We start from the raw sequence: 23824 nt of genomic DNA, 5'->3' as shown, positions 1-23824 counted from the left end.
TTATGTTGCCAGCAGTTCTGTGATCCTCTCATTCTCGATAATGATCATGCCCTGCCTGTCGCTGGTAATGCCCTCCGCAAGCGTATAGGGATAACGCGGGATATTGCCTTCCATGACCGTCGGGAGGTAGGCGAAGCGGATATTGTCACACTGCTGCTTCAGCGCATCGCCTGCTTCAATGATGTGCGTGGAAATGATGAAAAAGCAGTTCCTGTATTTTGAAAATGCTGCTGTAACGGCCAGCGTTGCATCGTAGGCGTCTTTCACGTTCGTACCTTTAAACAGCTCGTCGAAAATGACGATCATATTCTTCCCGCTGCTCACATCTTCCGCCACTTTTTTGACCCTGAGCACTTCCGCGTAAAAATGGCTGTAGCCCATATTCAGGTTATCCGGTACGTTGATGGAGGAATAAATGCCGTCGCGCACGGAGAAGCGCATATGTTGCGCAGCTACGGGGAATCCCATGTGAGCCAGGTATACGGCAATGCCGAAGGATTTCATCAGCGTCGATTTTCCCGCCATGTTCGCGCCGGTGAGGAAAAGCACATTGGCATTTCCGTCCAGCGACAGCGGGTTGGCCACGGCATCAGCGAGCGCGGGATGCGTGAGCGCCGTGGTGCTGAAGAAGTTTTCTTCCGCAGGCAGCGCGCGTGCATAGGAGAAGCCTCTTTCGCGGGCTACGGTGCTCACAGCAATGAACACGTCCAACTGGTAAATAATGTCCAGCAATGTTTCCATTTCCCTGCGCAGGGTGTTGCGCAGCAGGTGATCGTATCTTGCGGCCTTCATGACGGGCAATTGCTTCAGGCCCCGTTCTTCTTCCAGCCAGCTGAGCCTTTTATCCGCCAGGATGTCCGCGGCGGGCTGCACCAGCGCAATGTCCAGCGGGCGCAGGAGGTCTTTCAGTGAAAGCAGCGCTTCAATGGTGGCAGTGAGCCCGGCTTGCAACTGGTTGAACTGATCATCTTTCAGCAATGCGCCCATCATCTTTTTACGCAGCATGCCGGCTGTGGCAATGGCTATGTTGCCGGCGCCGCCGGTGCCCAGGTAGTTTTCTACGAAACGGAAGGTTGCATGGCGGAAGGGGAAGGTGGGTTGCTGCGCCTGGAAGTACCGGAAAATAATGCTGCGCCGGTTGATGGCCGCCGGGTCTGTGAGGGGCTGGTGGAACATTTCATCCAGCAGGCGCCCGCCGCCGGCGGTATGCACCCTGTTGAAAAGACTGTACACCGAATGCTGCCTGAACCTGCCCAGCAGCCCCAGGTCGTCCAGCGTTTGTTTATCTGCAATAAAGCTCATGCTGATTCCATTTTTTTATGCCGGCCTCAAGGATGCCGAGAATGCCTTCGTTGTTGATGATGATCATGCCGTGGCGGTCGTCCGTAATGCCGTTCTCTAACGTATACGTATAAACGGGATGATTGCCGTTCATGCGCGTGGGCAGGTATATGAACCGGACGTTCGGACAGGCCTGCTTCAGCACTTCGCCTGCTTCAATGATGTGCGTGGAGATCACGAAAAGGCTGCTCCTTTTCCCTGCAAATCCTTTCGTGATGGCGATCGTAGCTTCGTACGCATCTTTCACGTTCGTGCCGCGGAACAATTCATCGAAAACTATGAACAGGTCCTTTCCCTGGCTCAGCTCCTTCGCCATCTTCTTTACGCGCAGCACTTCCGCATAGAAGTGGCTGGCGCCCATGCCCAGGTTGTCTGGCAGATTGATGGTAGTGTAAATGCCGTCCAGCACGGAAAACTCCATCTTCTCCGCCGCCACCGGGAAGCCCATGTGCGCAAGGAACATGGCGATGCTGAGGGATTTCATGAAAGTGGATTTCCCCGCCATGTTGGCGCCGGTGAGAAATATCACGTTGCCTTCCGGCGTGATGGAAATGTTATTCGGCACTGCGTTCTTCACCTGCGGGTGGTACACGCCCTGCAACCGCACTACATGCTGCCCGCGGGGCAGGGCCTCGGGGAATGCAAACCCCCGTTCCACCGCCACCCGGGCGATAGACAGGTATACATCCAGGAAATAGATATGCCGAAGCAGCGTATGCACCTCCTCGCGGTGACGGAACCGCAGCACGATGTCGAACTCTGCGATGGCCGCGTGTTGCAGCTTTCCTTTGCTTTCAATGATGGCGGCAAAGGCCGGTTCTGAAAGAATGGCGGCGATAGAATTTTTGTCTGCCGCATAAAAATGACCATCCTGTATTTGCAATGCGGAAACGAATGTTTTAGCGCCTTTCAGCAATTCCGCGAGCGCATTTACACCGTTGTATACCTGCTGCGTTTCGGCATCCGGCGCAATGATGCTGCTGATCTTTTTAGCGACGGAATGTTCCTGCGCGCTGAGCTTGGTGCGCTCGTCCGTATTGGACAGGTAAAGCTCGGCGGCGTCGAACAGTGTGCTTTGGAAGGGGAAAGGCATGCCTGCCCCCGCAAAATAGCGGATAATGCCGCAGCGGCGGTTGATGGCTGCATCGTCAGACAGGGGATAGCGGAACATCTCTTCAAGGACCGCTGCGCCACCTCTCGTGGCGCAGCGGTTGAAGATGTTGTACACGGAGTCGCCCCCGTGTTTGCCGAAGATGTTCAGGTCTTCCAGCGTCTGGTTATCTGTGGTGAATAACATGGGCTTTATTTTCTTTTACGCCTGATGAGCAGGATGGCGCCGAAGGCCAGCAGTATGCCGGGCGCTACCCACAGGTACATGATGCGGAGCGGACCCATATCATCCTGCGAGGGACTCACGCGCGTATCTTTCGGATCCGGGCGGGAAGCATCGATGGGGAACTCCCCGTAGCTCAGCCAGCTGAACAATGCGGTGGTGAATATGAAGTTGGCGGTGCCGGGGCGGCGGAGGCCTGTGTTGCTGATGAAGTCTGCATCGCCGGCCACCACGATGCGCTGTTCCCTGCCGTTTACCTGCCGGGTAAGGCTCACCACGGTGGGGATGGGGCCTCTCACGTCGCCGTCAGCAGGTGAAAAGCTGACTGTTGCCATGGCGGTCCTTTTATTTCCACCAGGGCCGTTGTAGGGGCCTTCTTCCAAAGATACTTCCTCTGCTACCAGGGGAACTACTTCAGGTGTTGCCGGAGCCGTTTTCTCTTTTTCTTCTTTTGCAGGAGCTTTGCTTTTTTTCGCGGTGAATGAAGTGCTCGCCGGCGCTCCATTCTTCTGCGTCCCGCTGGTTTTCTTCACAGCGAAAGAGGCCTGGCTTATTGTGTTTTCGGCGGCAACGGCGTTGGTCACCATTTCAAGGTCCAGGGGCTTCAGCCTGTTCCAGCTGAGCTTTGCGTCAGACACCAGCAATGGCTTGATAGTGTAGGCACTGTTGCCGGTAAAGGCAAGACCGGCTACGCCGGGCATAAATACCTTCACGCTGTCTTCCGCTCTTTTGGCCAATGGTTTGGAAAAACCGGCCGCTGTCGCTGTGAGGTCCGGCATTACCTGGTCCGGCGCCATTTCTGTGCTTTCCTGTACGATCATGCCTTCGGTGAGCTGCACGCCCAGCTGCTGCAATAAGGGGTTCACCATGGCCTGCCTGCTGGGTTCGCCGGCTATCAGCAAGTTGCCGCCGTTTTGGATGTATTGCTGCAAACGCGCCATGGCAGCCGGAGTAATGGGTATCCTCGGGTCTGCTATCACCAGCGAGGAAATGCCGGCCGGAACGTCTGCCGTATCCAGCGAAATGCTCATGACGTCAAAACCCTGGTTCACCAGCGAGTTGCGGAAAGTAGGGAAGTTGGTGAGTATTTTATAATCGCGGTCGCTCAGCTTGTCGATATTCCTTTCCAGGTCGCCGGTGAGGAAAGCGATCTTCGGCAGCTTTGCCTGCTGAAGGCGTTTCAGCGCAGCGGCTACTTCTGTTTCACCGGGCCACATCGTCTGGTCGTCGAACACGCGGAGGAATGTGGTCCTTCCTTTCCATTTCAGCTGCATCACGTAACGGTTCTGCTCGGGCCGCAGGTCTATGATCTTCCGCATTTCTTCGGGCGACTTGAAACCTTTCAGGTCTATCTCCTGGTTCTTGGCGTATTGCTGCGCCATTTCTTTCAGGTTTTTGCCGGGATAGGCTTTCCAGATAAAGTCGTTGCCTTTCGAGCTGTCGTAATAGTTCACCGTTTTCAGCTTAATGTCTGACCTGAACCGCAGGTAAGGCGCCCAGCGGTCGGTATTCATATTGTAGGAAGCGGGGTCGCCCAGGAAATAGAACCGGTCCAGCAGGTTGTTGTAAGCGGTTATTTCCAGCGGCTCGTCGCCCAGTTCCGCCAGTATCTTTTGCACTCTGGGCGTAAGCGTCCTGCTTTTATTGGCGGTGGCGTCGTAATAGCCGATCAGCGCGGGAACGGAGCTGATATAACCGATCAGCAGCGCGGAGGCTACAATGGCGATATACCGTCCTGCTTTCACCATGGCCGGTTTTGATTCCATGCCGGCTTTTAGTTTGAAGATGCTGAGGCCGAGGAAAATGTAAACGATCACGAAGAAATAGATCACGTCTTTGGTGGTGAGCAATCCTACCAGCATGTTTTCCGTGCGGCCGCGGATAGACAGGAAGTAGGTCAGCTCCCGCACGAATTCGATGCGCTGCCACAGCGTGCCGATATAGCTCAGGATGCCGATCATCACGAAAGTGCAGATGGCAGCCACTACCTGGTAGGTGGTGAGGCAGGACATGAACAGGCCGATGGCTGAATAGGCGCACAGCAGCAGGTAAAACCCCAGCAGGCCGGTGAGCAGCATGCCGGTGTCAAGATGGGGGATCTGGAACAGGCCGGTGATCACGAAAATACTGACGATAACCACCAGCAGCAGGCTGTAGATCATCATAGCGAGATACTTGCCAAATACGATCTCCCTAACCCTGATGGGCGAGGAATACAGCAGCTTGATGGTGCCGCTGCTGGTTTCGCGGCTGATAAGGCTCATGGTCAGCAGCGGAATGTAGAGGTAAAGATTCTGCATGACGCCCTGGAACAGGCCGCCACGGCCCAGGAATACCTGTTCGGTCAAAGACACGGAGCCTCCCATCACCATCACCCCGCGCATCTCCTGCATGCGGGCCCAGCCGCTAACGCTGCCAAGGTATGCAATGCCACATTGCACGAGGAATACGATGAGCAGGAACCATGCAATGGGCGAGTAGAACAATGTGCGCAACTCGGTTTTCGCAACTCTGAATATTGTTTTCATACTTATTTTTTACGAAGCTGATGCAGTCCCGCAAAGCGGGGCTGCAGTTAATTATGTTGTTGAGAAGATAATTGCTTGAATATTTCATCCAGCGCGCTTTTGTCGAGGCTGATCTCCCGCAGCCTCCAGCCGTACTGCACACTGGCCGTCACGATCCTTTCCGTGATGTCCTGCCCGCCGTTGAAGTAGACGCGCACCTGGCGCTCCGTGAGGAAATCCGCCCGGGTAACGCCTTCCAGCTTTTGCAGCTCCGCCGCGGAAGGAGGGTTCTCCATGTGGATGAGCACGCTGTGCGGCTCCACGTAGTTGTTGAAGGCGTCCATGGTGTCGGAGAACACGATCCTGCCGCTTTCGATCATTTTGATCTCTTTGCAGAGCAGTTGCACTTCAGACAGGATGTGGGAAGAAAAGATCACCGCCCTGTCCTGCGCGATCTCTTTGATCAGCGCGCGCACTTCAATGATCTGGTTCGGGTCCAGGCCGTTGGTGGGCTCGTCCAGCACCACGAGTTTCGGGCGGTGCACGATGGCCTGCGCAATGCCCACGCGCTGGCGGTAGCCGCCGGAGAGGTTGCGGATGAGGCGGCTGCTGTAATGATCGATGCCGCAGCGTTCTTTCGCTTCTTTGATAGCAGGTTTCATGGCGTCTTTCGGCATGAGGCGGAGGCCTGCGCAGTAGCTGAGGTATTCGTCTACGGTCAGGTCCATATACAGCGGCGGGTTTTGCGGCAAAAAGCCGATCTCTTTCTTGGCCTGCTCCGGCTGCTCGCGCATGCTGATGCCGTTGATGTACACGTTCCCTTCGGTCTGGTTCAGCGCGCCGCAGAGGATGTTCATGGTGGTGGACTTGCCCGCCCCGTTCGATCCCAGCAGCCCTACGATCCCTGACTGTGCTATTTCCATGTTGATGTCGCGGATAGCCCAGGCGCTGGAGTACCGGTGGGAGAGGTGCTCAAGTTTTACGATACTGGTCATAATGGTATGTGTGTTATGAGTTTGAATGTTGAATGATCCGGCAAGGCCCTGCCCTGCCGGCCGCCGCGCATATGGTGCGCAGCAGCCGGCCATGGGCTATGGACCAGGGTTGACGGTGGTTTATGGGTTGTCCGGCATGTCCGGGTTGGCGTCTGTAAAGAACCGCGGGAACTTCAGTACCCAGCGGTTGGGCTGCGGAAGCGTGAATACGGAAGTGCTGCCGTCTGCATTGTACATGGTATGCACATACACTGTACCGGCAAACAGCGGGTCTGTGGAAAGCCGCCGCATGTCGAACCAGCGGTAACCATCCATCGCAAATTCGCGGATGCGCTCCTCGATAATAAACTTTACCAGTGCTGCCTGGTTGCCTGCAATAGCAGCTGGCACCGCAGCATCGGCAACCGGCATCCTGTGCCTGCGCAGCATCTGCGCGTCGGTCACTGCCCCGCCCAGGTCGCCTGTTCTGGCTTTGCATTCTGCCAGCAGCAGGTACAGTTCGGAGATCTCCAGGCCAAATCTGGAAAACTGGAAGGTTTGAAAAGGCATGCCGTATTTGCGGAGCCTGCCGGCAGAATTGAGCGTGCCGTCAGGGTTTTTATTGGTGTAAAATAGCAAACGCATATCGTTGGGGCCAAACAGCGCTTGTGCCTGCGGGGTGAGCACCAGTCCGTCTGAACCGGTCTGGTTGCCGCTGTAGAAACCGCTGCCATAAATTTTGGAGACAATGGATTCACGCAGATCGAGCAGGTTCAGGTTGGGGCCGTTGGGACCGGCAACCGGGTCGATGGGCATAAAAGCGCCGCCGGAGGCGAGGGTTTGATTGTAGTCGTACAATGAGGTCTGCCCGTTTTCCGCAACATGCGCCAGCGCATCTTTCAGCAGCGGCAATGCCTCACTATATCTGCCCATGAACACGTATACCTTACCCAATAAGCCTTCCACGGCAGGCCTGGACATACGGGTTACGATCGGCTGTTTAGCCGGTATATCCGTCAGTGCATCCTGTAGGTTTTTGGTAATAAAATCGTAAGTGCCCTGCAAAGTACCGCGTTTGAAATCTTTTTTATTGACATCGGGTACATCCGAGTAGGGAAATCCAAGGTCGGAACCCGCAGTGGAGGCGGAATATGGCTTGCAATAGAAATTGGCCAGATTAAAGATGGTGAACGCGCGCGTAGCCATCGCTTCAGCACGGATGCCTTTTTTCTGCGCTTCGGAGCCGCCCTCGGAGCTCATCACTTCATCAACGATCTTGTTCAGCTCGTACATCAGACGCAGGTTTACGTTTAATGCGAAAGGCGTTTCGCCGGGCAGTGGATAAACGCTGTCCTTCCACTGGAAAAGCGCGTCGCGGATCGGGCTCTTGTTTACGAAGTAAGGCGTTTCAGCCGCCACTTCATCTCCCATCAGCTGTGCCTCGCCCCATCCTCCGGTGTTGTAGTAAATGTAGAAATCCGGATCGTTCATCAGCTTGTTGTAATCCTGCGTGGTAGTGGCCACCAGGCTGCCCTGCGGCACTATTTCCAGCCAGCTTTTTTTGCAGGCGATGAGGCCGCCCAACATGAATATTGAAATGAGAATATGCTTCTTCATGGATGTTTCTTTAAAAATTAAAACGAAAGGTTTACGCCCAGGCTGTAACTGTGCATCACCGGGGCGGAGTACCCGTATTCCGGGTCAACGCCTGCATCGTTGGCCGCCCATACCAGGAAGTTGGTAGCCTGCGCATATACGCTGGCACGCTGCATTTTCAGGAACCGCAATGCCTGCTGCTGCAGGTCGTAAGAAAGCGTTACGTCGCGCAGCTTGATGTAGGAAGCGCTTACCACGTTAATGTCGCCCTGCATGTAGTAATTGACGTTCCTGCGCTGGTAACTGGTGAAATTATCCGGTACGTATGACGGCACATTGGTAAAGGCTTCGTCTCCGGGCTTCTTCCAGCGGTCCAGGAAGAAGGGAGGGATGTTGCCGTCGCTGAAGCTGCTGGAACCAGTCAGCTGTCCTGTATAGAGATCATTCACGGGCCTGCGCATCACGTGTCCCAGGTTATAGATCATATTCAGGGAAAGGGTGAGCCCTTTGTAGTTCAATGTATTACTGAAGCCCCCGGTGAACCTTGGCGTGAGCGTACCCATGTATTTGATGTCCTCGATCTGGGCGATGTTGTTGACTTTGGAAGTGCTTTTATCCGCCAGGTAGATGAGAGGGTCGCCCATATTGTCCAGGCCGGCGAACTGGTAGGCGAACAAGGGATTGTTCGGGAAGCCCACCAGGTAAGTCAGCCCGCTCATTCTTGCGCTTGCGGTATTGGTGAATGCGCTGGGCTTGCTATAGGAAATCAGCTCGTTCTTGTTATGCCCGAAAACAAAGGAGCTGGTCCAGATGAAATCTTTGGTGCGGATATTCTCCGTACGAATGCTGAACTCTATTCCTTTGTTCTGCAATTCGCCGACGTTGCCGGTGAGGGCGTTGTATCCTGAAAAAGGGTTCAGGTCGGTTCTGCCTATCAGGTTGGTGGTTTTACGGTGATAGATATCTATCGAACCGCTGAGCTTGCGGTTGAGCACTGCGTAGTCTATGCCTAAATTGATATTGTCTGTTCTTTCCCAGGTCAGCGTTTTATTGGCTACGCTGGAGACTTTATAGGAATCGCCGGCAACGAGCGGGTGCAGGTAAGAATCCGTGTTGGTGAAACTCCGCAGCACGTCGTATTGCGAAGCGGTTACTCCATACGGCGAGTTGCCGGTAATGCCGTAAGTGGTCCTGATGCCAAGGTCGTTCAGCCATTTAACGCGGCTGAGGAATTTCTCCTGGCTCAGCCTCCACCTTGCACCCATGCTCCACGCAGGTTTGTTCTGGGAAGATATCTCGCTGGCGAACATGTTACTGTAATCCTGCCGTACGCTGAGATCCAGGTTATACCGGCCGTTCATGATGCTGTAGCTGCCCAACCCGAAATAGGAAATGAAACGGGTGACCTGGGTGCTGGTCTGGAAGGGAGTGATGCCGAGGAAGCCATAGCCCGTAACGGTGGGGAAAACGCCTGCTCTTAGCCGCTCGTAGTCCAGGAGGGCATAAGAGCCCAGTGCTTCGTCATAGCCGGGAATCGTAACGCTTCTTCTGAAAGTCGTGCCCTCCTGCACTTCCTGGCCGGCCTGCAGCATCAGCTCATCCTGGTTTTTGCGGAGCCGGGCGTTGTACACCAACTGGTTGCGGACGGTCCAGTTACGCTGGTCGCTGTTGTTGGTCATGAGCGTACCGCCGGTGCGCGGGTAAAGGTATTCCGGTATACCATTGTTCACAACGGTGAGGCTGAGCTGCTGCCTGCGTTCCTGCAATGCTTTGTTGTCTGTGTACGAAGTGCTGGTGCCAGGCGCTTTCTGGTAACCATAAGTGCCGGCGAACATCAATCCTTTGAACAGCTTTACGGAAACGCTGGCCGTGATGTTCATGGCAAGCAGGTTGGTTTCGGAGCGGCCGTAATCTATTTCCTTTATTGGGTCAAAGTCCATGCTGATACCGCTGCGGGTCGCATAATCCCGGCTGACGGAATCCAGGTAGCCGTTCATGTAGTTAATGTTCAGGCTGTTGCCGTTTGCATCCCGGAACAGCTGGTATGGAAGGTAATTGTACGTTACCGAGGCTGTATTTTTATTTTTACTGATGGTGTTGATCAAAGAAGTATTCAATGAAACCTGCACACGTTTGCCGGCATTGACATTCTGCGTGAGGTTGAGCTTGTATGAATTGCTCTGTTCTCCCGGAGCACCGCCCTGCGTGCCGGTATAGCCGAGCGAAGCATAGAAGGAATAAGCATTACCGCCGCCGCTAACGGACACAGTATGATTGGTGGTCATCGCATGGCGGTACCAGATGTCCCTGATCTGGTCCAGGTTGCTGACGGAAGCCAGGCTGTCCAGCCTGCGGTTGGCCTCCGCAGCAGAAATGCGGCCCAGCGACTGATCGTATAAGATCTGGTCATGCGGGGCGAGAAAATACTGCGACCTGTAAGGGTAGGCAACAGGATTGAATATTTCTTTCGCCGCATCTATGTATTGGCGGCTGGTCATCATCGGCGCATAACCGAAGTCGGGTTTTTCGGAGTAATTCACGAAGCCGTTGTAGTTCACGGCCACGCGCTGGTTCTTTTCGCCTGATTTGGTGGTGATCACTATCACGCCGTTGGCGGATCTTGCGCCCCAAATGGCTGCGGCGGCTGCGTCTTTTAATACGGTAATGTCTTCGATGTCGTCAGGGTTCACGGCACTGAGATCTTCCACGGGCACGCCGTTGAGCACGTATAAAGGAGCTTCTTTGGCATAGATCACGGTAGCCTTGCCCCTGATAGTACTCCTGCGCACGGACACGCCGCTGCCGTTACGGTTCACGTCGTTGCTGTTAGCGCCTACGAATATCTGCATGCCGGGTATCTGTCCTTCCAGCCGCGCAATTACATCCATGGTGCCGGTGCGTTTGCTGAAAATATTCATATCAGCCTTGCCGAATGAGCCGGTAGCCCTTTCCTTGTCCAGGCTCTGGTAACCAGTATTGTATACTATGATGCTGGTGAGGTTGGTGATGCGTTGTTTCAGGATTACCCGCACAAAGGCCCTGGGATTGGCCGGTATAGTGATGTTCTCATAATTGATGCTGGTGAACCGGAGGGAATCGCCTTCCACCACATGGCTCAGCTCAAAAATGCCCCTTTCGTCCGTTACGGTGGCGATCATGCTTTTGCGGGCAAACACTGTTACACCTGGAATCGGCTGCTGCTTTTCGTCTACCACGGCGCCACGCACAACTGCATAAGCAGGCGCTTCTTTTTTACTGATGAAAATAGTGCGCCCCTGTATCACGAAATCCAGCTGCTGCCCGGTCAGCATCATTTCCAGCGCGGTCTGCAGCGGTACGTTGCTGAATTGTACATTCACCCTGGCAGTGCTGTCAAGGTCTTCCGCGCGGTAAAACACGCGGTAATCCGTTTGCTGCCTGATCACTTTGAACATTTGTTCGAGGGAAGCAGGTTTGCCGGTATAGGTAACCGTTTGCGCCGAAGATTTGGCGCTGCTCTGAAGGATGGCTGCCAGGATAAGCATGAATGTGATCCTCATGACTAAAAAGATTTTTTTGCAGGCAGCGCGGCGGAAAATCGGTCCATGGCTCCGCGGCAGCGCGGCTGCGGTTTTGGTTGACAGGCTTTCCCGCAAGGTACAGGCACGGGAAGGCCGCATGGTAATACTCTGAAATTGCATACCTTTGTACTGTTTAAGTGAATGAAAAAAGGAGTCTCAACGCACCTGCAGCATTCGCCGGAACAAAAGCCGGGAAAGGTGTCCAATCTTAGACCCGGTTTTTTTTGTGCCTATAAGCGCCTGACAGGCTGTACTACTCTATGATTTTGGTTTTTAGAATTTTCCCATCTGTTGTATTTACGGCAGGATGACCAGCTTCCTGCCTTCTTCGATCCTGTAATGTATCCGGTTCCGGGCCAGGGCTTGCAGCACCTGGTCCAGCGTAAGCGATTTGTCGATGTCGCCGGTGAACTCTGCCTGCGGGATCGTGCCCTCGTACACTACTTCGAGGTCGTACCAGCGCGCCAGCTGGCGCATCACCGTGGGCAGGTCCGCCTTGTTGAAAGTGAAGAATGCATCTTTGGCGGTAGCCTGCGCGGCATTGGCGCCTTTTACGATCCGCAGCTGCCCGGCCGCGTTCAGCTCGGCTTGTTGCCCGGGCGTCATCACCAGCGCCTGTCCTTTCGCGCGCATCCTGACGGAACCCTCCACCAGCGTGGTTTTGATCGTATGCTCGTTTTCATACGCGGTGATGTTGAAGCTGGTGCCCAGCACTTCCACTTCCGCCTGCCCTGCGATCTTTACCCGGAAGGGCATGCGCGCGTTTTTCGTCACTTCAAAATAAGCCTCCCCGGTTATCTCTACAGCCCTTTCCTTACCAGTGAACGCTGTAGGATAACGCAATGAAGAGGCGGCATTCAGCCACACGCCGGTGCCATCGGGCAGCGTAATGCGGAACTGGCCGCCGCGGGGAGTATGCAGGGTATTATAGGCGACGGTATCTGCTGTTGCGCCCGCATCGTAGACCAGCTGACCGCCCCGCTGGCGGATGGAGGTAGCGCCCTGCAGCAGCACCTGGCTGCCCGCACTGTCCAGCGGGATCACGGAGCCGTCTGCCAGCGTAAGCGTGGCTTTGTCCGTACCGGGAAGCACATCGAGCTGCTGCGCCACCTGAACCGGCGCAGGCTGGCGCCAGATATAGATACCGGCGGAAAGCAGCAACAGCACGGCGGCTGCGGCTGCCCACCAGTAACGTTTGATGGTTGGTTGTCGTTTTTGCGGCGCTTCCACGCGCGCAGACAGCTGCGCGTAAGCATTGTCTATAGCGGGTTTGTAAAGACTGTACAGCTCTTCCCGGCTTCTTTCTTCGTCAATCTCTTCCAGCAGCTGCTGCCAGAGCGGGAAAAATGTTTCCTGCTCCGAATAGGACATCAGGAGCCTGACCTCTTCTTCAGAGCAGTTCTTCTGCAAATATTTGCGGAAGAGGGAACGGAGTTCCGCTTCATGGTACATTTCTTCCATAATAGCTATTACGGTTAAGAGAAGGATAATAACTACTGCCCCTGAAAAAAAATTATTGGAGCAGGAAATACAGCAGCAGCATGCCCGCCGCGTCCGGATGGTCCGCCAGGTAGCTGCGCAGGCTCTGCATGGCTTTTACGATATGGTTATTAACAGTGGAAGGGGAAATATCCAGCATGCGGGCCACTTCCTCATGACTTTTCCCTTCCAGCTTACAGAGGATGAACACGGTCTTGCGCTGCGGGGGCAGCGCTTCGATGGCTTTATGGAGCAGCCCGGCCTTTTCCTTTTGTTCCAGCCATTCTTCCGTATGGGTGTAATGGTCGATGGAAGCGGCCAGCAGCCGGTCCATTACGGCCTGGCTGCGGTTGGATCTCCGGAAAAGCTCTATGGCCAGGTTGTCTGCGATCTTGAATAAATAGGAGCGGAAGGAGCGGGAAGGATCTATCAGCGCGCGTTTCTGCCAGATGGTGAGGAATACTTCCTGCAGGATCTCGGAAGCAAGGTCTTCGGAATGGAGTGTTTTCAGCAACTTGCCATAAAGGCGGGGCGCATAGTGATAATATATCGCATGAAAGGCGTCCTGGTCGCCTCCTGAGATCTTTTTGAGTAGAATATCTTCACTATCTGTCTGAGTATGCATGCTGTAGGAGCTTCACTTTCCTGTATCCTTTGGTTGATTTGAAGTTAAATGTAAGAAAAAGGATTTACTAAGTGATGGTACAATATGTGAACGGGGGAGGGGAGAATTATTTACGGAAAAGGGATTGATCGCCTTAGGTTGAAAGGGCTGCCGGAAAAAATGAATATTCTCCGGGCGTTCAAAGCTAGTATAAGAACCCAAACAGGTATAAAGGAATTTTATTCATAAATCCCGTTTCGAGATTATCCATTACGATATAACTGTTGGCAATGTCTTTTACCTGTTTATCCTTCTTATTTCTGCCCCCAATTTCCAACGTATATCCTTCAACGCTCATGTCGCCGTGGGTAGGTAAATAGACTTTTTTACCAGCATTTTTAAGCTGGTTCAGCATAAACGTTTCACGCAGTGTGCCTTCTTCAGGGTTAGATTTGAGAGCATATGAGAGATTGGTGTTTTCAAGATAAATTTTGTCCGGCTTTTGCAGCATACTGATCCCCTGGCCTTCACGATTTAAAAAGTTCAGGAGCCCGGCTCTTTCCAAAGCGTGAATGTATTCTTTAATGGTATTCCTTCCAATGCCCAGCTTGTCTGCAATCGACGAGATATTGGCTGTAAAAGGAACTGATTCCGCCAAGATACCCAATAGCTTTTTTACTTTAAAAATATTGTCGGCAGAATAGTTTTCAATGTAAGAAAGGTCTTCATTTAATACTACTTCCAGTGTTTGGACCAATCGTGTTTCAAAGCTTTCCGCAGTTAATCCCTGGCTAAAGGGGAAATAGCCGGCCCTTAAGTAATCCTTAAAGAATGCCAGCGGTTTGCACGATTGTATAAGGACGGAAGCATGAGCCTGATGTTCTTTGATAAGTTCTTCCAATGGTATGGCAGGATACCTGATATTATGATATAATTCAAGGTATTCTCTGAATGAAAGGCCTCCGAGCTGATAAGTGACAACCCTTCTGCTCAAATCCGCGCTGCCTCTGAAAATGTCCAATGCGGAAGATGAGGTAAAAATAAGCTGTAAATCAGGTAAGCCATCATAAATGATCTTAATCTGGTTAGACCAATCTTTTATTTTATGTACTTCATCTACCAACAGTGTTTCGCCTCCTATTTGGACGAAGGATTGGGCAAGGTCATACAGGCTATTATTATAAAAATAGGGATGGTCCAGTGTTACATAAAGATGTTTGTTGCTGATGCCGAGGTTAAATTTAAGATATTGTAACAAGAGCGTGGTTTTGCCAACGCCCCTGAGCCCTTTGATGCCAACAAATCTTTCCTGCCACCTGATATGAGGATAAGAATGCCTGAAAAACCTGTCAGAAATTCTATTTAGGAGTCCCGATTGATATTTAAATAATTCTTCCATTGATCTGGTTTCAGATCAAAATTAAGCATTTTTTGGTTTGGGTTGAGATCATTTTTTAATCTCTGCATTTTTTCCTACCACGAGCAAATCCCTACGCAAAAAACTCCGGCAACAACTCCCTGCACACTTCCCTCGCAGCATCCACTTCCTCCTCCGGTATCCATTTATACGGCCAGCGCAGGCGCGTGCCTACTTCCGCCCAGCCGCCGATGGCCGCGAGGAATTTGTCTACCGCCTGGTTGGAATATCCCTGTTGGGTGATGTACGGCACGATCTGTTCATTCATAAAACGCTGAATGCGCCCTTCCAGTTCCAGCGCAGCTTCCATGTTGGTATGCATGCTGTTGTACCACTGCTGGGCCACGAGCGGGTTCAGGCAGGCTACGTTGGAATAGGCGCCGTGCGCGCCTGATCTCACGCCGGTGGCAAGGTGATGGCCGGGAATGAAAACGGACAGCTCCGGGTTGAGGCCGAGCATTTCTTTGTACCAGGCCGCATCGCCGCCGGGCAGCTTGCAGCCGGCCAGCCGGATGCCCGCTTCGCGGATGGTCCTGAAACCGGCAGGGCTCAGCTTCACTTTGGAATGCGGCGGGTTATAAAGAATAAGACGGATGGAACCGGCCGCTTCTTCCATCTTGCGCAGGAAGGCAATGATCTCATCCATTTTGGGCGGGAACCAATCCGGGAGTATCACCTGGATGGCGGATGGTTGCAGGGCTATCGCCCTTTTGAGCCGCTCAAGGGATATCTGCGGGCTCATATGGCTGCAGCCTACCTGGAAAGGCATGCCGGCGCTGTTGCATTTTTCCGCCAGCAGGCCGTTCACTTCGTCAAACTCCTGCTCGGTCTGGTTATAGAATTCCCCCGCAGTGCCGTTGGAATAAATGCCGTCCACTTTCATGGCAATCAGCTGGTCTATTTCAGCGGCCAGGCGGTCGTAATGGATGCTGTCGTCTGTATGGATGGGCAGCAGCAATGTGGCCCAGTTGCCGCGGATCTCGTGGCTTTGTAAAGGAATCATGGCGTTGAATCGTAGAATTTAAATATGTCCTACAAATGTACAAAATAGTAAAAATCCGGAATGTTCCTCTGCGGAAGGGGTTATATTTGGGAAATATGAGCAAGTTACTGAACAGGTCGCTGAAGAAATTCATCGTATATGCCGCGCTGGTGCTGGTTTTCAGCATCCCTGTGTATTACTTTGCCATCAGCATGCTGCTGCAATACGAGTTCGATGAACACAACATCACCCTCACGCCGGAGGCCGGCAGGGAAGACCGTTACCTGATCATCGGAGCGGTGACGCTGCTCACGGTCCTGTTTTTCATCCTGCTGCTGATTGGTTTTATTTTGCTGAACCGCCGTGTGTCCGGCAAACTGTGGCAGCCTTTTTACCGAAGCCTGGGGCAGATCAAGCAGTTCAGCCTGGACCGCCAGGAAACCGTGGTGTTCGAAGAGCCCGACATCGAAGAATTCGCGGAGCTGAACCGCAGCCTGCACAAGCTCATCACGGGTAATATTGCCGCATACACGCAACAGAAAGAGTTTGCAGACAATGCCTCCCACGAGCTGCAAACGCCGCTGGCCATCATACAATCCAAGCTGGACCTGCTGCTGCAAACCCGCTCGCTGACGGATGAGCAATACAATATCATCGAGGATGCGAACAAGGCGCTGGCCAGGGTGACCCGCATCAACAAGAACCTGCTGCTGCTCACCAAGATCGAGAACAGCCAGTTTATGGACAAGGAAGAGATAGACCTTTCCGCTTTGCTGACCAGCACGGTGAACCTGTTCTCCGGTTTCTCCGAAAGCAGGCAACTGACCGTGCAAACCCATATCCGCCCAAATGTAAAAGTGGAAGGCAACCGGATACTGGTGGAAATACTGCTAAATAACCTGCTCACCAACGCCATCCGTTACAGTCCCGCCAACGCGGCCATTGCTGTTCGCCTTTCAGAAAAGGAACTGATGATCACGAACGCAGGCGCGGTGGGGCTGAAGCAGGAACAGCTGTTCAAACGCTTCGGCGGCACTTCTTCCGAATCGCCGGGCACGGGCCTCGGGCTGGCGCTGGTGCAGCAGATCTGCAACCGCTACGGCTGGCGCGTGATCTATTCATTCGACCAGTCATTGCATGTTTTTTCGGTGGAATTTTGATATATTTAGGATGACAGATCTTTATTAGTAATCACTAAATACCCATCGTATGACCTTACTAAAAAATATCTTCGCGCTCCTTCTTTTCTCCGCATTCGTTTCCTTTACGCCGCCGCATCATGGCTGGGCCAATTACGACCAGAACAAAACGCTTGACTACACCGGCACTATCCAGTCTTCCGTGTACGAAAACCCGCACACCGTTATCAAAGTGAACCAGGACAAAAAGATATGGACAGTGATACTGGCGCCGGTCACCCGCATGCGCGACCGCGGCGTTTCCGCGGAGATGATCAAAAAAGGCAGCGAGGTGCGCGTGGTAGGTTACCCGCACAAAGAAGTGAAAGATGAAATGCGCGCAGAACGGATCTTCATCAACGGTACCAAATATGAACTGCGCTGATGCCTGTGCCGGCTGAATGGCTGCAGTTCCTGGAACATTTGCCGGCGGCGGCTTCCATCCGGCAGTCTGCCTGGTTATACCCTTTCCTTGAGATCGTGCACATCGCCGGCATCGTAGTGCTGGTGGGCCCTGCCGTAATGTTTGACCTGCGGTTGCTCGGCGCATCGAAGCACCTGCCGGTGAACGGCCTCTCGCAACATTTGCTCACCTGGTCCATGCGCGGGCTGTGGCTCGTGATCCCTTCCGGCATCCTGCTTTTTATCACCAACGCCGTTGCACTGGGCAACGATCCTGTGTTCTGGACAAAACTGTGCCTGCTGGCATTGGCTGCGGGCAATGCGTTTTTGTTCCGTGTATTCCGGCCTTCGGATGATCGGGAGCGGCTGCCGGTGAAGGTGAAAGCCGTTGCTATAGCATCTCTCGTACTGTGGACTGCTATTATCGCCTGTGGAAGGATGCTGGCTTATTGATCTGAATGGTTATTTTTATTGAAAATGTATCTATGGCAAAAAACAGGAAGCCCGGGCCGGAAGAAACGGTAGCAGGATATTTCAGCCAGCTGAGCCACCCGCTGAAGGAAGTAGTGGAGGCATTGAGACAAACCGTGCTGGCTGCGGACCCGGAGATCGGGGAGCAGATCAAATGGAACTCGCCCAGCTTCTGCTATACCGGTGAAATGAAAGCATTCGACCCGAAAGAATACAAAAGGGATATCGTCGTGTTCAATCTACATAAAAACGACTTCGTGCTGCTGGTGTTCCCGACAGGCGCGGTGGTAGACGATAAGACGGGCCTGCTGGAAGGAAAATATCCCGATGGCAGGAGGATGGCGAAATTTTCCTCGCTCGATGAAGTGAAACAAAGAACGAAAGACCTCCAGGGCGTGATCAAAGCCTGGCTGGAGAAAGTAGAGAAATAAAACCTATTCAGGCATGTTTGTGTGTACCCGGATCCTCAAAGATCCATCTTCCCGCATACCTAGTTCTAGGTATATATGGGTTTGAATGAATGATTTAACAAAGAATATTTTGAAATCACCGGGGAAGCCTGTAATTTTCGGTCGTCAACCAATGAAGAGCAAAGATCCCAAATAACAGAGACGCTAGTAATTATCATTTATTCCTATAACTAATTGAAACGTTGATGAAACTGACCCCGGTTCTTTTTACAGTCGTATCCGTTTTTTTATTTTCCTGTAATGAGCAAAGCAATAACGCTACCACGGACGCTGGCGACAGCACGGTGACGGTGCCCGGCTCTGTTCCTGATCCCGGAAAAGTACCAGGGCGCTGGCCTTCAGGGGAGATCGTTGATTTTCCTATACCGGACAGCGCGATGGCGGAGTATTTCCCGAAGATCTACAAGCCCACCTATTTTGCGCCGCACCAGCTGACGCGGGTAGATATGCTGACGGAAGAATACACGCCGGAAGAAGTGTTCCTGGAGATATTAAGAAGGGCGGGGAAAATGAAAGGAGATACCGTAGTGCCGCTTCCTTACAAAAACAATTATACCCGCGATGAAGTGCGCCGCATCATCCTCAAAAATCAACCGCTGCATTCGCTGGACTTCAACGATGCTATGAGCTTATATGAGCGTGTGGCCCTGCGGTTCGACAGGCTGGTAGTGTATGATAAGGACAACCGGGAAGAAGTGGTGTACAATTGCGACGATCTCTCCAGCCCCAACCCGCAGCGTGCAGATATGTGCAATGCCAAAAGCGTGGCGGCGGTGATCCCCGCTTCCCGTTTCACGCGCAATTCTAAAGGCGATTACGTGCTGACCGATTACCCACGGTTTGGCGAGAACTATACTTACTGCGACACCGAACGGTTCCTGAACCAGCCTGCTGCAGCCGGTTGCAGCGCTTTCGTGTACGACAGCGTTACATTGATCACCACGGCGCACGAGCAGAGTGAAAGCAATATCATGCGGCAGTATTTCGTGTTCGACTACATCGTAGACCCAAGGCGCGGGGCTGGAACCGCGTTCCCGGCATCCTGCGTGTTTAGGGCAAGGAGCACACGGCTCCTGAAGCTTGGCAACATGGACATCTGCGTAGTAACCCTTGACAGGAAAGTGGACCCCAGGCGGGTACCTGGTTTTAACAGCAAAAACATCAAAAAAGGCGATTCCCTTTATGTGATCGGCTGCCCCGTCGGCATCCCGCTGAAGCTGGCCGGGAAAGTGAGGGTGCTGGAAAGCGCCAGCCCCGATTTCTTTATGGTAGACAGCGATACCTACAAAGGCAATTCAGGCTCGCCTGTTTTCAATGCCCGCACACACCAGGTAGAAGGCTACCTCGTGGAAGGATCGGAGGATTTTGACCTGAAGGATGTAGTCTGCAGCAAAGTGATCACCTGCGGGCATCGTGAATGCTCCGGCTCAAAAGGGGAAAAAGTGCTTCGCACATCATATTTCAAGCAATTTTTAAACAGATAACCTGATGAAAGGAAAGCTGATCTTAACCCTGCTGTTCCTGTGCTGCGGCACAGCCATGCGGGCGCAGCAGGTATCGCTGGATACCGCGGGCAGAATAAATGATTTTGAATTAAGGAAGCCGGGAAAACTGGTGCGGATGACGATAAACAGCACGCTGAACGCCGGTATTCCCCAAAAGCGGATCGCTGAATTTTTTGTAGAGAAGATCTCCGCCGCCATGCTGAACCTCGATAACCCGAACGAAGCATATTATGAATATTACCTCAGGCTGTGGGGAAAACCAAAGCTGGACGCAGTACAGCAGGAGCTGGCCGCGCTCAAAAAGTGGCTGGAAGAGGATGCGGACCCTGGAACGGTTTCGCACCTGGATGATTTTTACAAGCACCTGAAAACTCTCCGCGGCAAAACTGCCGCAGGCGATTGGTATAAAGTGAACGATAGCTGCATTACCGGATCCACCGTGGTGCCGCTGGCGAAAGCAGCAACCGGTGAAAATGAAGGCTCCTATATACTGGAATTGCGGCAGGAGAACCTGTTCAACAAAATGATGGCGGACCTTTATAACGACACATACCCCGGAACCGGTTTTGATCAATGGTCGGTGGGCGATTACCTGCGGAAGGAAAATGATCTGCAGGCATTACTGGACCGTGTGAAAACAATACGCGCCAAAGATGTGAACGCAATGACGCAGGCAGACTCGCTTGAAATGGTAGATATCACCTACGATACAGATACCGACCCGGTCATTCAGGAAATCATCGGGACAGATTATTTTACCAACTGGATATGGCTGCGTGCCGGTGAAGCGGTGATCAACCCGTTTGAGAGAAAGGGGAAAGATACGGCGGCCATCAAACCGGGAAACGGGCTTTTATCACGTTCCCGGAATACATCGCTGTTGAAAGAAGCCTCGATGGCAGACGAGCTGCTGAATAAGATACTGCTGTCTCCCGATATAAAACGGGACACGCGGAACATTCACTATTTCAGGCTGTCGGGAACGGCTGTCAAAGAGAAAAAACAAGCCATAGAGCAGCCTTTGAGAGGAGATGAGCAGGTAAAGGTAAATATGCATAATACCCGCGCCAACGAAACGCTGGAACTGGTCATGAAAGATACCGTAAGGCATAACGGCAGGAACAACACGATGAATAGCATAGATGAAGGCATCGGCATCCTGGGAGGGACTTACAAAACTTTTAGTTCGTTAACCACTTTCCTGACCAGCGCCTGGACCTCCGGCGTTACTGTCAAATCGGATGACAAGCGGGCCTCATACGCCGGCCTGAATAAAATGAACGACAATATCGTCGATATAAAAACAGTGTTGGCTTTGATGGAAAAGGATCTGAAGGAAAAAAATGAATATAATGCCTATATCGCATCGGTAGCGTCAAACCATGGTTCGCTGACCCAATATGTTGAAGATGGGCATATCAGGTCAGGAAAGACTGACAACTACATCCGGGCATTACTGACTGCTTATTCCGGTATCTATAATAGGTTCATAGCGCTGAAAGATGCTGCCAAAAAGGATTCCCTCGCCATTGCCATGACGTATGGAAATGTTTATGAAAGCTCGCTTCCCCCGGCTACGGCCAAAGTACAGTCCAGATCCGGCAAGCCCGTGTACAGAACCGAAATTCTGACGGCGGAAAAGCTGGATGAAGATTATAAGGTCAATTATATTGTAAGAGGTTATGTGCCCAACGGCGCAAAAACCGACACGCTCAAGCTGGCCACCTTCTCCACCAAAAATGCGAAACTGAAATGGATGGTGCCCAGCGCTGGCCTGATGTTCACCATCCCCGACCAATCTTACGCGATGAATAAGTTCGAGGTCAGCCAAGCCACCGGCGCCAGCATCACTACGAAAAGAAAGACGACCAGCTTTGTAGTGGGGCTTAATATTTACGCGAAGCCCATCAATATGCTGGATAATCACTGGGGCCACAGCAAACTTTGCCCCTGGTATTCCCGCCTTTCTGTATTCATCGGCCTGGACGTGCCGGAGATCATGTACCATTTTTATCCCGGTATTTCCTACGACATCCTTCCCGGCCTCAAGATCACCGGTGGCGCGCATCTCTACAGGCATACGAAGTATGAGATACGGAACAACGCGGTTCTGAAACAGGGCGATGTGCTGCGCGGCGCGGGCCCCTTCGTAGGTGTAAATCTCGACCCGAATATCGTGCTGAGAATTGTCAACGTATTTAACAAGACCGACAAATGAGAAAGTTAATCATCATACTTACCTGCCTTTTTTTCATCACCGCCTGCGAGCTGGAGAATAATATCAAAGACGACCTGGAAGGAGACGCCGTTATTGCCGGGCAGCTCAGCTACCGCGACACGCTGAACGGAAACGGCGCGATCAGGCCGCTGGGCGGAAAAAAGGTATTCATCAGCTACCCGGACGGTGATTCACTGAACTATATCTACCACGTGCTCACCGATTCCAATGGTAATTTCACCTTCAAAAGGCTCAACTCCGGGAAACAATACCTGGTATTCTTCTCGGATAGCGTGGAACACGTTAAGCTATCCGTTTACGATACCGTAATGGCCCCGCAGGACAAGCTGGAACTGCTGGCGCAAAACGATGCTTTCCGCCAGAACGCCATGCTGCTCTACATCGTGAACGCCCAGGGAGAACCGTTGAAAGATGTGGAAACCGGCCTGTTCAACAACAAGGAAGTGTTCGATGCAGATACCACGAACAAACTCAGCATCGCAAAGGTAATGACCGACCAATATGGCCGGGCTGTATTCTATGATTTCAAAGCAGGTAAATATTACGTCCGCGCCAAAACATCCAACGAAGCAGGGCGCATTTCCGGGGAAAAGACCATCGAATTTTCGGGCTCCGGCATCCGGAAAGACACCATTTTCCTGCAAACCAGCCCGGTGGTGAAAAATACGCTCCAGGTCAGAACGGTGGACGAAGCGGGGAATGTGCTGCCGAAAATAAAGGTCTGCACCTTCAACAACCCGCTGCTGTTTGGCACGGATGCCTGCGACGGCAGCATGCGCGGCGATTCCACCGGGGCGGATGGGATGCTGAAGATCAATAATGTGCTGCCCGCGGAGTATTACCTGTATGCCAAAACCACGCAGAACAACACGGATTATGTCGGCAAGGCGACCGCTACCGTGCAGGAGAGCGGCGCTACCTCCATAGACCTGGTCATGAAAAAGGTGGTGCCGAACGAATTGCTGGTGAAGGTCGTGGATGAATCCGGCAACCCGCTGCCGGATATCACCGTGTGCCTCTTCAATAACCCGCTGCAGTTCAATACGCAGTCCTGCGAGAGACATTACAAAACAGGCTCCACCAAACAGGATGGGAAGATCAGTTTCCCCGGTATCCCGGGCGGTAACTATTATCTCTACGCCGGGTTTGAACTGAATAATATTAAATACAAAGGCATGCTCACCACTTTCGTGAATGCCGCCGGGCAAACCGCGGCAGACCTGGTGCTCCGGAAAGAAGTAAATGCCTATGAACTGGAGATCACCACGGTGGACCCGGATGGTACGCCGGTAAACGATACGAAGCTCTATTTTTTCACCAGCCGCGTATTATGGTCGGCAGATACCACCCTGGGCTTCAGTTATGAAATGAGCACCGGTAAAAATGGCAAGAGACTGATCACGGACATGGAAGAGGGCAAATATTACATCCGGGCAAGAGTGATGGTAGGCGGCCAGGTGGTCATGAAAGGCGCGGATTCCGTTACCATCGCGCCGTCGCCGGTGAGAATGCTTAAAACGGTGAAGATGCAATAGGCCGCGCCGGTCTGCGCGATAATGCCCGTTTTCTTTTATTGTATTATCGTTGACCCCGGCTCTTAACGGTTCCAAATATGCGCTCGCTGATGCTTGTGCCGGCTGAATGGCTGCGGTTCCTGCAACATTTGCCGGCACAGTTATTTTGATCAATTTTTGCGGAATCCCGCTACAAACAGGTTAATTTCTGGGGATAATTAAGCAATTTATGTAAAGTACCGTTGGGAGCTA

Annotated in this window: 17 protein-coding genes; 7 read left to right on the top strand and 10 right to left on the bottom strand. The window is 52.6% G+C overall.

What is annotated here, in order from left to right; translation table 11 throughout:
• The 10 genes from R3I13_RS13225 to R3I13_RS13180 all read right to left on the bottom strand — a co-directional run bounded on the left by R3I13_RS13225 (nt 1) and on the right by R3I13_RS13180 (nt 15814).
• A complete protein-coding gene (locus tag R3I13_RS13225; RefSeq protein ID WP_346318434.1) occupies nt 1-1302 on the bottom strand; it encodes a DNA mismatch repair protein in 1302 nt (433 codons plus the stop codon).
• On the bottom strand, nt 1283-2638 hold the full coding sequence (locus R3I13_RS13220; protein WP_346318433.1) for a DNA mismatch repair protein: 1356 nt from the start codon (nt 2636-2638) through the stop codon (nt 1283-1285). The genes R3I13_RS13225 and R3I13_RS13220 overlap by 20 nt, the downstream gene beginning before the upstream one ends.
• Nucleotides 2639-2643: 5 nt before the next feature.
• Entirely contained in the window at nt 2644-5202 is a 2559-nt protein-coding gene (locus R3I13_RS13215; protein ID WP_346318432.1) for a Gldg family protein, read from the bottom strand.
• Between the two features lie 47 nt (nt 5203-5249).
• Complete coding sequence (locus R3I13_RS13210) at nt 5250-6176, bottom strand: ABC transporter ATP-binding protein (protein ID WP_346318431.1); 927 nt, start codon at nt 6174-6176, stop codon at nt 5250-5252.
• 120 nt (nt 6177-6296) lie between these two features.
• Nucleotides 6297-7772 (bottom strand): RagB/SusD family nutrient uptake outer membrane protein, encoded by a 1476-nt coding sequence (locus tag R3I13_RS13205; protein ID WP_346318430.1) that lies wholly within the window; start codon nt 7770-7772, stop codon nt 6297-6299.
• Nucleotides 7773-7789: 17 nt separating this feature from the next.
• Nucleotides 7790-11290, bottom strand: coding sequence for a SusC/RagA family TonB-linked outer membrane protein (locus R3I13_RS13200; protein ID WP_346318429.1), 3501 nt, complete (start codon nt 11288-11290; stop codon nt 7790-7792).
• Between the two features lie 318 nt (nt 11291-11608).
• Nucleotides 11609-12772, bottom strand: a complete 1164-nt coding sequence (locus R3I13_RS13195; RefSeq protein WP_346318428.1) for a FecR family protein — start codon at nt 12770-12772, stop codon at nt 11609-11611.
• Between the two features lie 52 nt (nt 12773-12824).
• Nucleotides 12825-13415 (bottom strand): RNA polymerase sigma-70 factor, encoded by a 591-nt coding sequence (locus R3I13_RS13190; RefSeq protein WP_346318427.1) that lies wholly within the window; start codon nt 13413-13415, stop codon nt 12825-12827.
• Nucleotides 13416-13599: 184 nt separating this feature from the next.
• Nucleotides 13600-14793 (bottom strand): AAA family ATPase, encoded by a 1194-nt coding sequence (locus R3I13_RS13185; RefSeq protein WP_346318426.1) that lies wholly within the window; start codon nt 14791-14793, stop codon nt 13600-13602.
• A 91-nt stretch (nt 14794-14884) separates the two neighbouring features.
• Nucleotides 14885-15814, bottom strand: a complete 930-nt coding sequence (locus R3I13_RS13180; RefSeq protein WP_346318425.1) for a dihydrodipicolinate synthase family protein — start codon at nt 15812-15814, stop codon at nt 14885-14887.
• A gap of 95 nt (nt 15815-15909) precedes the next feature.
• Here R3I13_RS13180 and R3I13_RS13175 point away from each other — a divergent pair, with 95 nt between their 5' ends.
• The 7 genes from R3I13_RS13175 (at nt 15910) to R3I13_RS13145 (ending at nt 23593) form a co-directional block, all read left to right on the top strand.
• A complete protein-coding gene (locus tag R3I13_RS13175; protein WP_346318424.1) occupies nt 15910-16953 on the top strand; it encodes a HAMP domain-containing sensor histidine kinase in 1044 nt (347 codons plus the stop codon).
• Nucleotides 16954-17002: 49 nt separating this feature from the next.
• On the top strand, nt 17003-17356 hold the full coding sequence (locus tag R3I13_RS13170) for a DUF6152 family protein (protein ID WP_346318423.1): 354 nt from the start codon (nt 17003-17005) through the stop codon (nt 17354-17356).
• Complete coding sequence (locus tag R3I13_RS13165) at nt 17356-17826, top strand: DUF6644 family protein (RefSeq protein WP_346318422.1); 471 nt, start codon at nt 17356-17358, stop codon at nt 17824-17826. Before R3I13_RS13170 ends, R3I13_RS13165 begins: the two co-directional genes overlap by 1 nt.
• A gap of 32 nt (nt 17827-17858) precedes the next feature.
• Nucleotides 17859-18275, top strand: coding sequence for a DUF1801 domain-containing protein (locus tag R3I13_RS13160; RefSeq protein ID WP_346318421.1), 417 nt, complete (start codon nt 17859-17861; stop codon nt 18273-18275).
• Nucleotides 18276-18499: 224 nt separating this feature from the next.
• Nucleotides 18500-19798 (top strand): serine protease, encoded by a 1299-nt coding sequence (locus tag R3I13_RS13155; protein WP_346318420.1) that lies wholly within the window; start codon nt 18500-18502, stop codon nt 19796-19798.
• A gap of 4 nt (nt 19799-19802) precedes the next feature.
• Nucleotides 19803-22037: a hypothetical protein gene (locus R3I13_RS13150; protein WP_346318419.1), complete on the top strand. Its 2235-nt coding sequence runs from the start codon at nt 19803-19805 to the stop codon at nt 22035-22037.
• Nucleotides 22034-23593 carry a carboxypeptidase-like regulatory domain-containing protein gene (locus R3I13_RS13145; protein ID WP_346318418.1) on the top strand — a complete coding sequence of 520 codons (1560 nt, stop codon included), beginning with the start codon at nt 22034-22036 and terminating at the stop codon, nt 23591-23593. Before R3I13_RS13150 ends, R3I13_RS13145 begins: the two co-directional genes overlap by 4 nt.
• Nucleotides 23594-23824 lie beyond the last annotated feature (231 nt).

It is taken from the genome of Chitinophaga sp. YIM B06452, assembly GCF_039655965.1.
Lineage (GTDB): Bacteria > Bacteroidota > Bacteroidia > Chitinophagales > Chitinophagaceae > Chitinophaga.
This window is presented reverse-complemented; position numbering and strand designations above follow the sequence as displayed.

Bases quoted from the DNA above. Each gene is read 5' to 3' on its own strand.
- R3I13_RS13150 (WP_346318419.1), top strand. From the start codon at position 19,803: ATGAAAGGAAAGCTGATCTTAACCCTGCTGTTCCTGTGCTGCGGCACA.
- R3I13_RS13175 (WP_346318424.1), top strand. From the start codon at position 15,910: ATGAGCAAGTTACTGAACAGGTCGCTGAAGAAATTCATCGTATATGCC.
- R3I13_RS13170 (WP_346318423.1), top strand. From the start codon at position 17,003: ATGACCTTACTAAAAAATATCTTCGCGCTCCTTCTTTTCTCCGCATTC.
- R3I13_RS13190 (WP_346318427.1), bottom strand. From the start codon at position 13,415: ATGCATACTCAGACAGATAGTGAAGATATTCTACTCAAAAAGATCTCA.
- R3I13_RS13165 (WP_346318422.1), top strand. From the start codon at position 17,356: ATGCCTGTGCCGGCTGAATGGCTGCAGTTCCTGGAACATTTGCCGGCG.
- R3I13_RS13220 (WP_346318433.1), bottom strand. From the start codon at position 2,638: ATGTTATTCACCACAGATAACCAGACGCTGGAAGACCTGAACATCTTC.
- R3I13_RS13210 (WP_346318431.1), bottom strand. From the start codon at position 6,176: ATGACCAGTATCGTAAAACTTGAGCACCTCTCCCACCGGTACTCCAGC.
- R3I13_RS13180 (WP_346318425.1), bottom strand. From the start codon at position 15,814: ATGATTCCTTTACAAAGCCACGAGATCCGCGGCAACTGGGCCACATTG.
- R3I13_RS13160 (WP_346318421.1), top strand. From the start codon at position 17,859: ATGGCAAAAAACAGGAAGCCCGGGCCGGAAGAAACGGTAGCAGGATAT.
- R3I13_RS13155 (WP_346318420.1), top strand. From the start codon at position 18,500: ATGAAACTGACCCCGGTTCTTTTTACAGTCGTATCCGTTTTTTTATTT.
- R3I13_RS13145 (WP_346318418.1), top strand. From the start codon at position 22,034: ATGAGAAAGTTAATCATCATACTTACCTGCCTTTTTTTCATCACCGCC.
- R3I13_RS13200 (WP_346318429.1), bottom strand. From the start codon at position 11,290: ATGAGGATCACATTCATGCTTATCCTGGCAGCCATCCTTCAGAGCAGC.
- R3I13_RS13215 (WP_346318432.1), bottom strand. From the start codon at position 5,202: ATGAAAACAATATTCAGAGTTGCGAAAACCGAGTTGCGCACATTGTTC.
- R3I13_RS13205 (WP_346318430.1), bottom strand. From the start codon at position 7,772: ATGAAGAAGCATATTCTCATTTCAATATTCATGTTGGGCGGCCTCATC.
- R3I13_RS13195 (WP_346318428.1), bottom strand. From the start codon at position 12,772: ATGGAAGAAATGTACCATGAAGCGGAACTCCGTTCCCTCTTCCGCAAA.
- R3I13_RS13225 (WP_346318434.1), bottom strand. From the start codon at position 1,302: ATGAGCTTTATTGCAGATAAACAAACGCTGGACGACCTGGGGCTGCTG.
- R3I13_RS13185 (WP_346318426.1), bottom strand. From the start codon at position 14,793: ATGGAAGAATTATTTAAATATCAATCGGGACTCCTAAATAGAATTTCT.